Below are 551 nucleotides of genomic sequence, written 5' to 3'. Positions count from 1 at the left end.
TGCTCAACCAACTTAACGCTCATATCATCGCGCACTTGCTTCAAATCATTGCATGAAGTGCAAGAGGCAGTAGACATATTACATGCATTTATATCAAGCAAAACATCATGATTATCATTAGAGTCAATGCAAGTGTCATTGTTCAAAGTAGAGGAACAAGTGCTAGAATGCATAGAATTAATTTCAATAATTTCAGCCCTAGCAATTTCAAGTTGCCTTACACAAATGGAATAATTAAGCTTCAACTTCTCATTTTCAGCTAGCATGCCTTCACAAGAATCACATGACACATTTGACTTTAACAATTCAATTTCAGAATTCAAGCATGCAATGGTACGAATCATTTTATAATTATCACTAAGCAAAGAATCACAAGCATTGGAGTATTTAGACTTATATTTTTCAACTTTCCTCTCAAGCTTATCAATTTTTGCATCACAAGCAACAACTCGAGGAAACAAGTTTAAAATGTATTTGATGAGTTTACCTTTGTTCATCTTAAGAAGCTCGGGTAGAAGGTCGTTGTTGGCACACTTACCATCAAGCACAGA

At 34.8% G+C, this 551-nt stretch carries 1 protein-coding gene; it reads right to left on the bottom strand.

What is annotated here, in order from left to right:
• On the bottom strand, positions 1 to 497 hold a 497-nt coding region (locus ACQY5W_RS13480; RefSeq protein ID WP_428025483.1), incomplete at its 3' end, for a hypothetical protein.
• Positions 498 to 551 lie beyond the last annotated feature (54 nt).

Source organism: Arcobacter sp., assembly GCF_050300555.1.
Classification (GTDB): Bacteria; Campylobacterota; Campylobacteria; order Campylobacterales; family Arcobacteraceae; genus Arcobacter.
The sequence above is the reverse complement of the archived record's forward strand: the minus strand, read 5'-3'. Positions and strand labels throughout refer to the sequence as shown.